The organism is Cohnella cholangitidis (assembly GCF_014107495.1).
Lineage (GTDB): Bacteria > Bacillota > Bacilli > Paenibacillales > Paenibacillaceae > Cohnella > Cohnella cholangitidis.
Genome location: NZ_CP041969.1, coordinates 2,645,342 through 2,658,553, shown reverse-complemented (window position 1 = coordinate 2,658,553; position 13,212 = coordinate 2,645,342). Strand labels below are relative to the sequence as shown.

Sequence of the window (13,212 nt, the reverse complement as noted above, 5' to 3'; positions counted from 1 at the left end):
AGAATAGGCATCGTAGTCGATTATTCAACTAACGAAACGGGGGCAACACAATGTTAAAAAGATTTGGCTCACTGTCCATGAGCTTAGTGCTGATGGCCGGAATACTCGCTGCATGCGGCGGCAACAACGAGGCCAACAACGGCACGGCAAGCCCGACCGCTACCGGCACGGCTGAGGGCGGTACTTCGAACGAACCGGTTACGATCAACATGTTCACTGCCTCTCCGGAATATACAGATGCTTTCAACGCTTATATCGCGGAGTACAAAAAAGTAAAGCCTAACGTAACCATCAATCTCGAAATCATGCAAGCCGATTACAACACGGTTCTCAAATCGAGAATCGCTGCCGGCACTACGCCGGACGTATTCCAAACGACGGCAGGCGGAGATATCGACACGTTCGCGGAATACAGCGCCGACTTGACGAACGAGCCTCTCGCGGCGGCCATGACCGATGCGGTTCGCTCGAACATGAGCTCTTCCGACGGCAAAGTCCTCGGCCTTCCGGTCAAAGGCAACCTGTTCGTCTTGATGTACAACAAGAAATTGCTTGCCGACGCAGGCATCGCAAACCCTCCGAAAACGACGGCCGAGCTTGCCGACGCGATCACGAAGCTCGAAGCCAAAGGCATCACGCCGTTCGCGAACGCGTACAAAGAATGGTGGGTATGGAAGCATATCGCGCAGCATTTCGTAGACGCGGCCGCCCAAGACGCCAACATCAGCCCGAAAGAGCTTGTCGATCAATTCATCGCGGGCGACACGACGTTCAAAGACCACCCTGTTCTGTACAACAACTTCTTCAATTTCATCGATCAAACGGTGAAACACGGTACGGACAAGCCGCTTGAGCGCGACAGCAACGCAGAAGTAAGCGACTTCGCTTCCGGCAAAGCGGCGTTCATGACAGGTAAAGGCGCATGGGACGAAGAAGCGATCAAGAAAATCACTCCCGACTTCCAATTGGGAATCATGGGCTACCCGGTCAGCGACAAAGCCGAGCAATCCCAGATCATCACGGGTGCCGATCAGGCGCTGCGCATCAACAAGGATTCCAAAGTCGCGAAAGAAACGATCGAATTTTTCAACTGGCTGTACACTTCGGACTACGGCAAATCGTGGTTCTCCAACGTAGCGAAAGTTATTCCTCCGATCAAGGATGCTCCGATGCCGAATCTGGATATGCCTAAGCAAATGGAAGAAATCCTGAAAACGGAAAAATCCGGAGACCTGTCGGTTAACTACTCGCTCGATACGTTCCACCAGAAGTTCGGCGAATTGATGCAAGCTTATATCGGCGGAAGCAAATCGAAGGATCAAACCGTCGACGAAATTCAAAAAGCATGGATTCAATTCGGTTCCGCGCAATAAGCAGTACGACCCAGCCTCCAATGCCACCTAACCGTGGGGTTGGAGGCTTTATTTATAATTATGGCGTTCCATAAAGGGAAAGGGCGTGTAGGATCGATGAGTAAACGAATAGACGTGACGGAGAACGGGCTGCACTTGAACTTCGAGATCACGGATTCGGGGGATGTCAGGCTGCTGCACTTCGGGGCTCGGCCAATGGGAACGGGAGGAATCGAGGAGAGCCGGAAAGCGGGGTTCCGCCTCATGGAGCTGCAGTTAACCGGGGAAGATCGCGCGGAGTATCATGGGCGGACGCACCGGGCTACTTACCCGGGCTTGCGCATGGTTTATGAATGGCATATCGATACGCGCAACGAGACAGGGCGCAAGTTCGAGCTGTTCCTGAAAGATCCGGTAACCGGGCTGCAAGCGGCGCAGCATTATCAGTTCTATGACGGGGTACAGACGGTTCGTTGTTGGACCGTGCTCAAGAATACGGGCGCGGAGACGGTGGGCGTAGAATATGTTTCCTCCTTTGCCTTGACCGGCTTGGACAAGGAGGGGACAATGGATCGCGATGAGAAAATGGAGCTTTCCATTGCCCACAACGGTTGGCAAAGCGAGCTGCAATGGAGAACATACAAGCTTCCCGAGTTGGGGCTATCCCATGTCATCGACAGAGGATCCAAACGAGTAAGCTGCAGTAATACCGGCTCATGGTCCGCTTCGGAACATATTCCGATGGCCGTGCTGGAGAACAAGGAAGCGGGCACGAGCCTATTCTGGCAAATCGAGCACAACGGCTCGTGGCATTGGGAAATCATCGATCAAGTCGATTTGCTCACCTTGCTGATCAGCGGGCCAACCGAGCATGACAACCACTGGTGGAAAAAGCTGCAGCCGGGAGAGGAGTTCGTCTCCGTTCCGGCAGCGGTCGGCGCGGTAAGCGGAGGATTCGAACAAGCCATTGCGCAGTTGACGACATACAGGCGCCGAATTCGCAGAGAAAATGCCGATAATCGCGAGCTTCGGGTTATTTTCAACGATTACATGAATTGCTTATGGGGATCTCCGACTACGGCTAAGCTGCTGCCCTTGATCGATGCGGCGGCAGAGGTAGGCTGCGAATATTTCTGTATCGATGCGGGCTGGTACGCGGCGGGAGAATGGTGGGACGGCGTAGGCGAATGGATGCCGTCGTCGGAAAGATTCCCGGAAGGAATCAAATACGTCCTCGATTATATTCGCGGCAAAGGAATGATTCCGGGCTTATGGCTGGAGCTTGAAGTGATGGGCATTAACAGTCCGAAGCTCGCGGATGCCGATGATAGCTGGTTCTTCATGCGGCATGGAGCGAGGGTTAAGGATCGCAGCCGCTACCAGCTGGATTATCGTAACCCGGCGGTTATTGCCCATTCGAACGAGGTCATTCGGAGGTTGGTCGAGGATTACGGAGTCGGCTATATCAAGATGGATTACAACATCAATGCCGGCATCGGAACCGAGACTGCGTCCGATAGCTACGGAGACGGGTTGTTGCAGCACAATCGCGCTTACTTGGCTTGGCTCGACGAAATCTTCGCGCGTTATCCCGAGCTCGTCATCGAGAACTGTTCGAGCGGAGGCATGCGCATGGACTACGCCATGCTGAGCCGGCATAGCATACAGTCGACCAGCGACCAAGAAAATTACGCGAACTATGCGGCTATCGCCGCGAGCTCGCCGGCCGCGCTGACGCCGGAGCAATCGGCCATTTGGTCTTATCCGCTGCGGGAGGGAGATGACGAAGAAGTCGTCTTCAATATGGTGAACGCGCTGCTCCTTCGCGTGCACCAAAGCGGTCACTTGGCGGAACTAAGCCCGAGGAGAAGAGAGCTCGTCAAGGAAGCGCTCGATTATTACAAGACGATTCGCCGGGATATCCGCGAGGCGTTGCCATTCTGGCCGCTCGGGTTGCCTACGCAACAGGATGACTGGGTCAGCTTCGGACTTCGCCGCGATAAGCGCGTTTACTTGGCCGTGTGGAGAGTCGGCGGGGACGGAGACGAGGTTAGGCTGCCGCTCGCGGAACTGAAGGAACGAGGCGTGGAGATTCAGTGCGCGTATCCGCAAGCCGTGGATACCGAGTGGAGTTGGGACGACGAGCGCGGGGAGCTGACGGTCCGTCTTCCCGCGGCGAAGACTGCGCGGTTGTTCGAGTTTGTCGCGAAGTAAGCGGGAGTGGCGGTCGCGACCGGCAACCGGCAACCGGCAACCGGCAACGGGCTAGCCTGGGCAGTCGGCAAACAACCGGCAGGGCAGGACAAGCTTGCTGGATGGGCGATCGGTGCGAAATAAAGGGATAAATATAGTTTTTTTCTTTTCAATGCTTAAGCCAAAGCCAAAGCAGCCGTACTTGAAGCACGAAGGCCAAAAAAGTGCCTTGGTTGAGCCAAAGCACTTGAAAGGCTATCAAGATGTACAAGGAGCTTCCCGTTAATTGTCAGCGGGAGGCTCCTTCTCGCGTTCGCCTGAGATTACAGTTGAAGCCACCAGACGCCGGCGCATTCGGGCAGGCGGACAAGCTGCCGTTCGACGACCCTGTCGGCCAATTCGTCCCCGAAGAAGAAACGGGTCAAACGCTCGGCCTGCCGCAGATCGGCGAAGGTATAGTCGGTTCTGATCCAGCGATGGGAGAAGCCGTAAGTATCTACTAATTTGGCATAGTAAGGCTGCAAAAAGTCCGGGGCGGAAGGAGTCTCGTGGCCTGTGCCTAAAGTTTCGAAAAGAATGATCGTGCCGCCCGGGCGGAGAACGCGTTTCATTTCCGCGATGATCTCGTCCAAATTGTCGTCCCAGCGCTCCGCGTCCGCGTTGGTTAGATAACAGATACTCCAGCCCGAGACTATGAGGTCCGCGCTTCGGTCGGCGAGCGGCAGCCGGCGATGGTCGGCCACTTGCGTCGTCCAATTGGTCAACCCTGCTTCTCGCAGGCGGTCGGCCGTTACATGGAGCATAGCCTCGGCGGCATCGAGCGCCACGATGGACTTGGCCGATGGCGCGAGTTCCGCCGTCAGCCTTCCCGTCCCGGCGCCCATGTCCACGATGTCTAGGCCCTCCACGGGCTTAATCCGTTCGATGACGTCTAATAAACTCGGTTGGCTGGCGATTAATTCATGATATTGCGAAGCTTCTTGCTTGTAGATACTGTCGTGATCAGGCATGAGGACCGTCCTCCTTAAAGGCATATATGATATGAAGCCAATCGTTCATGGGGTGGATCGTCGTACGGTAACCGCGTTTGTCGAACCAGTCGCTCAGCGTTAGAACGGATGGATATCGTTCGGATTTAGCGTTCGCGCGGCTAACCTTAATGGTGTCCGAGTCCATAAGATCGGCGATACAGATGCGTCCTCCGGGCTTGAGCACTCGGCACATTTCTTCCAAAGCTAGCAACTGCTGTTCGTCGGCGAGATGGTGGAACGCAAAGCTAGTAACGACAAAGTCAAACTGTTCTTCCAGAAAAGGAAGCGCGAGGAAGTTGCCGATTCTTGTGTCCAGACCGGGGTACTTTCTTTGGCACAGGCGAAGCATTTCCTTCGACTGGTCGACGCCCGACATGGAGGCTCCCCGTTCCATCAATCGCGAGGCGAGATTGCCCGTCCCCGTTCCGATATCCAATCCCCGCTCTTCTTGCTCAGGAGCGACGCGTTGCACGATGAAGTCCAATGCTTGATCGTAATCCGCATATTGGCCCGCATTGGCGGCCACCCGCTCGTCGTGGGTCGGCGCCAGCCGATTGAAATCCCATGTGTCCTTCCAGTTCGTCCGCTGTTCCCTCAATTGCCTGGATGCTTTCGCTAGCTGGAAAATATGGCCGAGAGGCAAGGTTTGCTCGGATTTCAGCAAACCGATCATATGGTCGGTCGTTTCGACCACTTGTTTGATCTGCAACCATTCGGACATCATGACCGACCGCTGAAGCTCAAGGTAATATTGAAGCTCTTCCTTATCGTTCTCTTCCCATTTCACCAACGCCTGCCCGATATCCGCCAATGACATTCCGGCTTCTCTAAGAGAAACGATAGTCTGCAATCTCCACACATCTTGTTCCGTGAAGATACGATAGCGATTGCCCGGTTGCTTGGAAGGAGAGAGGAGACCCTTCAGCTCGTAAAAACGTACCGCCCTAGGCGTAATTCCCAGCTTGTCCGCGACTTCTTTGATTTGCACGTCGTGCACCCCCGTAGACCCATTGTAAACTGTGTCGTTGCGTCAATGTAAAGGGGGGAATGGAAGATTTGCTGTGCGAACGGGAGAAGACGCAAGGCAACAAGTCATGCTTTTTTGTCATTTTTCCCGTTACCAAACAAGTGACGCGGCTCACTTTGAGTCGGAATAACCCAAAAATATAATGAAAGAGTAGAATAAAATGTAAAAAATGGAGGAATGAAATTCGGATGGACACAAACGTTAAAATCGCGCTCGTCACGGGAGCGAACAAAGGAATCGGTTTCGAGATTTGCCGTCAGCTAGGGGAAAGAGGAATTACGGTACTGGTAGGGGCGAGGGATGACCGAAAGGGGAAGGAGGCCGCGGACAAGCTCGTCGCGCAAGGCATCGATGCTCATTTCGTTAAGCTGGACGTTACCGATCAGCCGACGATAGACCAAGCGTTCTCTCATATTCTGACTACTTACGGCCGGTTGGATATTTTGGTTAATAACGCGGGTATCTTTTTGCCGGAAGGCGCTCCGAGCGACTTGGACATAGAGACGATGAAAGAGGTTTACGAGACGAACGTCTTCGGCGTGTTCAGGGTGACGAAGGCGATGCTGCCGTTGCTTCGCAGATCCGCGAGCGGCAGAATCGTCAATATGTCCAGCTCGCTCGGCTCGCTCAGCTTGAACAGCGATCCGAATTTCGAGCTGGCATCCTTTCTGCTATTAGGCTATAATTCCTCCAAAACGGCGGTTAACGCGCTTACGGTTTTTTTCGCGAACGAGTTAAAGGACACTTCCATAAAAGTCAGCTCGGCGGATCCCGGCTATTGTTCGACAAGCATGACGAACTTCTCCGGGTCCCGATCTCCGCAGGAAGGGGCGCAGACGGCGGTTCGTCTGGCCACCTTGCCGGATGACGAGAGCACGGGAGGGTTCTATAACGATAACGGGAAATTAGCCTGGTAAGGCATAGCGAGCAGGACCGGTACCGGGCAGGGGGCAGGCATGGATTTAGGCTTTCGGGAAACATTGACGTTGTTGATCGTCGTGATCGTTCTGTCCGCGCTCCTTTCTATCGTAGGAGTAAGCTGGAGGAACGGGATTTCGCCAATGCCTTCTTCGCGGCAAGTTAGGCGAGTCGTGGCCGCCGAGGCGCAGCGGCTCGCCGCGCCCGGTCTGATCGTGGAGGCCGGATCGGGGTGGGGCACGCTGGGGATCGAAGTGGCGAAGAGCTGCAAGGAAAGCCGGGTAGTCGGAATCGAGAATTCCCCGATTCCTTTACGGGTATCCCAAGTGGCGGCGTGGCTCGCCTTCGGCGTTCGGCCGAAGCCGCGAGCGGCGCGGTCGTCATTATCCGGTCCTTCGGTTTCCTTCCGTAGAGGCAACATCTATAAGGTCCCTTACGCGGCAGCGGATCTCGTCATCTGTTATCTGTATCCCGGAGCAATGAAGCGTTTGAGCTCGATTTTCCGCGATCAACTGGCGCCGGGAGCGAGCGTGATCAGCGTCTGCTTCGCGATACCCGATTGGCAGCCGGTCCGCGTCATTACGTGCAACGACCTTTATCGGACCAAAGTCTACGTGTATAAAACAAACAGCTAGTCACCTCCCTTGCCGTTGCATGGGAATGACTAGCTGTTGTTTATTTAATAACGGAAGCGCGATACTGCCCCGACGCGATCAATTCGTCGACCGTTACGAACTCGTACCCTTTTGCTTGCAAATCTTCGATGATGACGGGCAGAAGCTTGATCGTATGCTCGATCGCGTGCTTGCGTCCGCCGAAGCTGTGCATGAGCACGATTCCGCCTTTGCCGGTGTTGGCCATTACGTTCTTATGCATATCCGCGATGGGCGTACCCGCCCAGTCTTTCGTATCGACGGTCCAGTATACATGCTTCATATCGCGCCCGCGAATCGATTTCAACACGGAATCGGAGATCGCTCCGTAGGGAGCCCGCATGAGCTTCGGAGCGACGCCCGTGGCGTCTAGGATGGCCTGCTGGGTTTTCTCGATTTCCTTGTCCCGGGATTTAGCGGATAACTTAGTCAAGTCGGCATGCGACCAGGAGTGGTTGCCGATCGAATGGCCCTCATCGACGATGCGTTTAGCGACGCCGGGGTACTTGTCGACCTGCAAGCCGACGAGGAAGAAGGTCGCTTTCACATCGCGTTCCCGCAAAATATCGAGAATCCGAGCCGTATATTTGCCGTCGGGTCCGTCATCGAACGTTAAGGCCACGAGCTTGCGGTTTTTATGGATTTCGCTTTCCTTCTCTGCGGGGGAAGGTTGATTCTTAGCCGGAGGCAACGTCGCCGTTTCGGCCGGCGTCGTCGTTTCCGCAGGGACAGTCGTCTCCGTCGCGGCCGACTCCGTCGGAGTGGCGGCGATGGCTATTCCTTGTCCCATGATTTCGGTGTTCTCCCATTGCAGGAAGGAGCACCCGCTTAACGCTATCGCTAGCGTCACGAAAATAAGCATCCTCGATAGAGTACGCCCGCTGTATGAATGTTGTCCCCGCATTGCCCGTTCCTCCACTGTTCTCTTTCCAGCCAGTAACGAGAGGCGCTTGGGGATAGCCCGAGCAAGAGGGATCCCCATCCCCGCCTGCGCGAACCGATTTCGCTTTCTGTTCTTTTTGGTTATCTAATTAGACGCAGCGAAGGGAAGAAAAGTTAGGGGAAAATAGGGTCGAATATTAATATTTCTTGTTAAATTATCATATTTAAAAGAAGGTCCGGAAAAATCCCCGTTTCTTCGAAGGAGGAATGGCGGCGACGGTGGGGACGGGAGCCCAAGGCTCCTCCTGCCGGGCAACGGGCTTGGCGCTTTTGTCTTGCAAGTTCTCCACGGCGGCGGCCAGTTGAGCGACCATTTGCCGAAGCTCGTCCAGCTCCGCGCGATGCTGAAGCACCTGCGCGGACACGACTTCGTCGGCCTTCTGTTGCAGCGAGCGCTCGACTTCCCGCACTCTGGCCATTAATTCTTTTTCATCCTTGGGGAATGGGACGGCAACGGCTTTGTTCGCGGAATCGGAATCGGCTTTCGGACTGACGGGCAGCTTTATTTGATCCAGGGTCGTCCCCTGTTCGATCCGGTCTTTGATATAGAGCAGCAGGTTGATTTGCGGTCCGGTGAACACGTAGTGACCGAGATGGTCTTTCTGAAAATCCGCAGGAAACTGGGAAGCCCACCGTTTAACCGTCGTTTGGCTGACGTCCAGCAGCACCGCCGCATCCTTCGTTTTCATCGTACTCAAGGTAATCCCTCCATTCGCAAGCTTTGCTTAGTTAATTCGAGATGAATGGACGACTCCCTGTACGGGTGACAAAGGTAGTGCCGATTCGCTAAACAAAGTGAAAAAATTACATAATCGCTACAACGAGATAATAGGGGGATGAAACTTTAGGGTACAATAAAGATATATGCGCATTTAACGGAAGTTCAAAAAGAGTTAAAGGAGTCTGTTCTCTATGTCAGCCGATCAAATCTCCCAATTTGAGAAGAAGGTCATCATCCGTAACATCGAACGCGAGGATTTCGGTAAAATCATCGAACTGCAAAATATTTGTTTCCCGAATATGGATCCCTGGAAAATCGATCAGTTGGAAAGCCACGTCCGGATATTCCCCGAGGGGCAAATCTGCGTCGAGCTGGACGGCGAGATCATCGGTTCCTGTTCCAGCTTGATCGTGAACTTCGACGATTATTTGGAGCAGCACACGTATTCGGAAATTACGGACAAAGGCTATATCCGCAACCATAATCCAAGAGGCGGCAATCTGTACGGGATGGAAGTGATGGTGCATCCGGAATTCCGGCGAATGAAAATCGGCAGAAGGCTCTATGAAGCGCGCAAGCGGTTGGCGGAGCAATTGAATCTGAAGAGTATCATCGTAGGCGGACGCATTCCGGGGTATCACCACTATAGCGACAAAATGTCGCCGAGAGAGTACGCGGAGGAAGTGTTGCAGCAAAATATTTACGACCCCGTACTTACCTTCCAGATGATGAACGGCTTTACTTTGAAGCGGATCATTACGAACTATTTGTCCGACGACGCCGATTCCAAGAATTACGCGGCATTGCTAGAATGGAATAACATCGAATACAAGCCGAGCATCAACAAGCTTCATTACAAAGTGTCTTTCCCCGTCCGAATCTGCGTCATTCAGTATATGATGAAGAAAATCGATTCCTTCGACGAGTTCGCCACCCAATGCGAGCACTATGTCGACGTTGCCTCGGACTACAAGTCGGATTTCGCCGTGTTTCCGGAAAATTTCACGATGCAGCTGCTGTCTTTCTTGGATGAGCGCTCTCCCAGCCTTGCAGTGAGGAAGCTGAGCACCTACACGAGCCAGTACGTGGAGCTGTTCTCCGAGCTCGCGGTCAAATACAACGTCAATATCGTGGGCGGCTCCCATTTCATAGAGAACAACAACCGAATCTACAACGTGGCCCATTTGTTCCGCAGGGACGGTACGATCGAGCAGCAATACAAGCTTCATATATCTCCGAACGAGCGCAAGTGGTGGGGGATCAACGGAGGCTCCCGCCTGGAAGTATTCGATACGGACTGCGGCAAAATATCGATCCAGCTCAGCAGCGACATCGAGTACCCGGAAGTGTCGCGGATCGTGGCGGAGGAAGGGGCCCAGATTATTTTCGTGCCTTTTTGCGCGGAAGACCGGCAGACGTTCCTTCGGGTCAAATATTGCGCGCAAGCCCGGGCGATCGAGAACCAAGTGTTCATCGTCACTTCGGGGACGGTAGGGAACTTAACCCACGTCGACAACGTGGACGTGCAGTATGCGCAATCCGGCATTTACACGCCGGCGGATTTCTCGTTCCCCCGCGACGGCATCGCGGGAGAATGCAGCGAAAATACCGAGACGGTCATTATGGCCGAGGTAGACATGGAAACGCTGGAGAGGTATCGTAAATCCAAGGATGCCTTGTCGTTCCGGGATCGCCGGACGGATATGTATTCCTTGCAATTTCGCACTTAACATTATCGAGGTGGCCATGAAGAAGCTAACGATCGCAACGACACAATACGGACTTACGGACATCCTTACGGAAAAACAATTTTGGAACGGAATCGAAGAGAAAGTACGCGACGCGGCCGAACAGGGCGCGGCGATGATCGTATTTCCCGAATATTTAACCGCGCATTTGCTGAGCCTTCAGCCGTCGATGCTGCACGATGAAGCCTGCTACTTTCTGGATCGGAAGACGGAGGAGTACATGGGGTTTTTCCGGCGGTTGAGCCAGGCCGAGGGGATCGCGATTCTCGCGGGAACTCATATCTGCAAGGCGGAGGAAAGGCCGGCGGGAACAGGCGTTGAGGCGGAAGAATACGTGAACAAGGCGTTCCTCTTCTTCCCGGACGGCCGGATCGAGACGCAAAGCAAAGTCCATCTGACGCCGGAGGAGCAGATCCGTTGGCCTCTAGTCGCGGGGGACGACTTGAACGTGTTCGAGACGGAATGGGGCAAGATGGCGATCCTGACCTGCTACGACATCGAGTTCCCGGAGCTGGCGCGGGCCGCGGCTCTACGCGGCGTTGAGATGATCCTTTGTCCTTCCTATACCGATAGCTCGTTCGGTTACCATCGCGTACGGTTTTGCTGCCAGGCGAGAGCGGTGGAGAACCAGCTGTACGTCGTGCTAAGCGGACTGGTGGGAGCTTTGTCCGAAGAACGTCCGCAGGTAGACACGGGCTTTAGCCAAGCCGGCGTGTTCACGCCGTGCGACTTGCCGTTCGAGCCGGACGGCATCCTTCAGATCGGCGAGACGAATCTCGACATGACCGTGCTGGCGGAGGTTGATTTCCGCGACCTTCGCGAGAATCGCGCGCACGGCGCGGTGGCGCCGTTCTTCGACCGCCGGCCGGATCTGTACGAGAACGAGCACCGGAAGACGGAGCACTAAAGTTGCGTTCTCCACCTTGCGTAAGGTTTTGTAGGCTATGCCCATAGCGGCACGCGGTGCCGCTATTTGGTGTTCGGGTGTGGAAGTAAGTGAAATAGCGGCACGCGGTGCCGTTATTTGGTGTTCGGGTACGGAAGCAAGTGAAATAGCGGCACGCGGTGGTTACTACTTAGGTAGTCCTAAACCGAAACTGTCCACGAAGAACGGATATGAGTGAATCATGCAAAGGAAGAGATTGTTTCAGAAGTGTGGAAATAAACCCGCGAATACTGGCAAACTGCTTTCCGCCAAGAGCCGTCCGAAAGCATCCGGATATTTTCTGTTTCACTTTGGACATGCGAATATCGCGTTCTGCCTGGTTGTTATCGAAAGGAATACGCACATCATAAAGAAAGCGAAGAATCGCCCCTTTGTGTTTTATGAACCGATGTCCAAGATTTGCCGCTTTGCTCTTGCATTTTCGTCCGCGAGGCCCTGTTTTCTCAGGCACCAGATCTTTGGCCCATTCCGTTTTCCCTAACGCCAAAATGTCGTCGTATTGCTGGTCGATCTCGGCGAGGACTTTATCCGACAAAGGGATACCAGCAATTCGTGCCTCTTTGGCCAACCCCCAGCTTCGACGAAGCAGCTCTTTCATGTCGACGGGCCACTGGTGCTTATCGTGATCAGCAATCCCCTGGCATTCCCGCATGAGATGCGCGTTACACAAAGCGTGGGAATACTTGAAGTCTGATTTGAAATAGGCCGTGCAACAGTCATGAACCACAATTCCGGTGTAAGTGGGCAATACACCCATTTCTACGATTGCTGGCCCGCATCGCTTCTCGTTCATATGCAGCAACGTCCATTTGGCGCTCGAATGCGTATGAAGATGCTGCTGTTTCCCATTCAAACGCATGGGCGTTTCATCGCAATGGATGAAAGGCTCGTTGCGAAGATGCGCTTGAATCAACGGCTCCTGTTCTGCTATACAGTTTGCCATGCTCTTCAGTTGTTCAAGCAAGGTCTTTTGGCTAGGGCGATACCCGGTCAGATCGAAAAAGAATTGTGTAATGCGTTGCAAGGGCAGCAATTGATAGCCGCTCAAATAAGCCGTCCATGCTGCGAAGCTATCCCCATACTGTACAGGTGCCTTCACCGCAGCAGGAAACTCGGCCCGTTGCAACGTGTGGCAGCACGGGCAGCGCTTTTCTTCTACGCGATGTTCGGTGGTAACAAGCGGAGTGAGAGGTAAGTCAAGTACTTGTCTTTTGATCCAGCCTTGCACAGGCACATCCGCTAAGGAGAGCTTGCAGTTCTTGCAAGCAGGCAAAGCATGAACGATGACTTCGTCAGGCACCAGGCTAAAACGAAGCGTGTGGCCTTCGTGCCCCTTGGGCGCTCCTTTGTTACCCCCAGGCTGACGCAGATTGTTCTTTTTTCGCAGTCCGTCACTCGATGGCGGTTTGCTGCTGTTATTGCTATTTTGACCAAGCTGTCGTTCTAACTCGTGCACACGCTTCTCTAATTTATTAATTTGAACAGCTTGTGTTTCTACCATTTCGGTCAGTTTCTCATTTTGTGCCAGAAGCGCAGAGATGAAGCCTGCAATCTCGGTATCCCCTTTACTCACATGTAATACCTGTTGCGGAGTTAGCTTCATTGTTCTTGCTCCCTTCACAGATTCTGTATAGGAAATACTTCTACATGCAGCACCAAAAATCCTTTAAAACAGAAAAAA

At 53.7% G+C, this 13,212-nt stretch carries 11 protein-coding genes; 6 read left to right on the top strand and 5 right to left on the bottom strand.

Annotated features, from left to right (window positions below; translation table 11 throughout):
- The first annotated feature begins 50 nt into the window (after positions 1-50).
- Both FPL14_RS12595 and FPL14_RS12590 read left to right on the top strand, forming a co-directional pair.
- Positions 51-1,373, top strand: coding sequence for an ABC transporter substrate-binding protein (locus tag FPL14_RS12595; RefSeq protein WP_182303303.1), 1,323 nt, complete (start codon positions 51-53; stop codon positions 1,371-1,373).
- 96 nt (positions 1,374-1,469) lie between these two features.
- Positions 1,470-3,566: a glycoside hydrolase family 36 protein gene (locus tag FPL14_RS12590; RefSeq protein ID WP_182303302.1), complete on the top strand. Its 2,097-nt coding sequence runs from the start codon at positions 1,470-1,472 to the stop codon at positions 3,564-3,566.
- A gap of 302 nt (positions 3,567-3,868) precedes the next feature.
- On the opposite strand, the gene FPL14_RS12585 is transcribed toward FPL14_RS12590, so the two are convergent.
- Together FPL14_RS12585 and FPL14_RS12580 are read right to left on the bottom strand one after the other, a co-directional pair.
- Positions 3,869-4,555 (bottom strand): class I SAM-dependent methyltransferase, encoded by a 687-nt coding sequence (locus FPL14_RS12585; RefSeq protein WP_182303301.1) that lies wholly within the window; start codon positions 4,553-4,555, stop codon positions 3,869-3,871.
- On the bottom strand, positions 4,548-5,564 hold the full coding sequence (locus tag FPL14_RS12580; protein WP_182303300.1) for a MerR family transcriptional regulator: 1,017 nt from the start codon (positions 5,562-5,564) through the stop codon (positions 4,548-4,550). Before FPL14_RS12580 ends, FPL14_RS12585 begins: the two co-directional genes overlap by 8 nt.
- A 227-nt stretch (positions 5,565-5,791) precedes the next feature.
- On the opposite strand from FPL14_RS12580, the gene FPL14_RS12575 reads away from it, so the two are divergent.
- Both FPL14_RS12575 and FPL14_RS12570 read left to right on the top strand, forming a co-directional pair.
- Entirely contained in the window at positions 5,792-6,520 is a 729-nt protein-coding gene (locus tag FPL14_RS12575; protein ID WP_182303299.1) for an SDR family oxidoreductase, read from the top strand.
- A gap of 39 nt (positions 6,521-6,559) precedes the next feature.
- The gene (locus tag FPL14_RS12570) at positions 6,560-7,156 is read left to right on the top strand and encodes a class I SAM-dependent methyltransferase (RefSeq protein ID WP_182303298.1); all 597 of its coding nucleotides are present in this window, start codon (positions 6,560-6,562) and stop codon (positions 7,154-7,156) included.
- Positions 7,157-7,196: 40 nt separating this feature from the next.
- Here the strand turns inward: FPL14_RS12570 and FPL14_RS12565 are convergent, their stop codons facing one another.
- Together FPL14_RS12565 and FPL14_RS12560 are read right to left on the bottom strand one after the other, a co-directional pair.
- The gene (locus tag FPL14_RS12565) at positions 7,197-8,078 is read right to left on the bottom strand and encodes a polysaccharide deacetylase family protein (protein ID WP_182303297.1); all 882 of its coding nucleotides are present in this window, start codon (positions 8,076-8,078) and stop codon (positions 7,197-7,199) included.
- A gap of 202 nt (positions 8,079-8,280) precedes the next feature.
- Positions 8,281-8,805, bottom strand: coding sequence for a MerR family transcriptional regulator (locus tag FPL14_RS12560; protein ID WP_229263975.1), 525 nt, complete (start codon positions 8,803-8,805; stop codon positions 8,281-8,283).
- A 223-nt stretch (positions 8,806-9,028) separates the two neighbouring features.
- Here FPL14_RS12560 and FPL14_RS12555 point away from each other — a divergent pair, with 223 nt between their 5' ends.
- Positions 9,029-10,567: a bifunctional GNAT family N-acetyltransferase/carbon-nitrogen hydrolase family protein gene (locus FPL14_RS12555; protein WP_182303295.1), complete on the top strand. Its 1,539-nt coding sequence runs from the start codon at positions 9,029-9,031 to the stop codon at positions 10,565-10,567.
- 16 nt (positions 10,568-10,583) lie between these two features.
- Entirely contained in the window at positions 10,584-11,492 is a 909-nt protein-coding gene (locus FPL14_RS12550; protein ID WP_182303294.1) for a carbon-nitrogen hydrolase family protein, read from the top strand.
- Positions 11,493-11,661: 169 nt separating this feature from the next.
- Here the strand turns inward: FPL14_RS12550 and tnpC are convergent, their stop codons facing one another.
- Positions 11,662-13,134 (bottom strand): IS66 family transposase, encoded by a 1,473-nt coding sequence (tnpC, locus tag FPL14_RS12545; RefSeq protein WP_182303157.1) that lies wholly within the window; start codon positions 13,132-13,134, stop codon positions 11,662-11,664.
- Between the last annotated feature and the right edge of the window lie 78 nt (positions 13,135-13,212).